The sequence below is a fragment of the Methylobacterium frigidaeris genome (assembly GCF_022179185.1).
In the GTDB taxonomy this organism is placed as follows: Bacteria; Pseudomonadota; Alphaproteobacteria; order Rhizobiales; family Beijerinckiaceae; genus Methylobacterium; species Methylobacterium frigidaeris.
On sequence record NZ_BPQJ01000458.1, the window covers coordinates 1 to 215 of the forward strand.

1 protein-coding gene is annotated in these 215 nt (G+C 58.6%); it reads left to right on the top strand.

All coding sequences use genetic code 11. The features are described from left to right. Window positions 1-30: 30 nt before the first annotated feature. The gene (locus MFF64_RS39270; RefSeq protein WP_498071641.1) at window positions 31-174 is read left to right on the top strand and encodes an enolase C-terminal domain-like protein; all 144 of its coding nucleotides are present in this window, start codon (window positions 31-33) and stop codon (window positions 172-174) included. The last annotated feature ends 41 nt before the right edge of the window (window positions 175-215 follow it).

The window sequence follows — 215 nt, forward strand, 5'->3', positions numbered from 1 at the left end:
CAAAGCAACGCACCGGCTCATTCCATCTCCTTGGCTGACAGAACGACATGGCTACGATCCGACTTCGACCGGATCGAGTTCCGCGAACTCTTCGAGAGCCAGGCCGTCGACATCATCCAGCCGGACGTCGGCCACATCGGCGGCATCTGGAAGTCGGAGGCCAAGCGGTCTTAGGAAGACAACCGCTCAGTACAACTCCTTGGCTCTCAGAACGA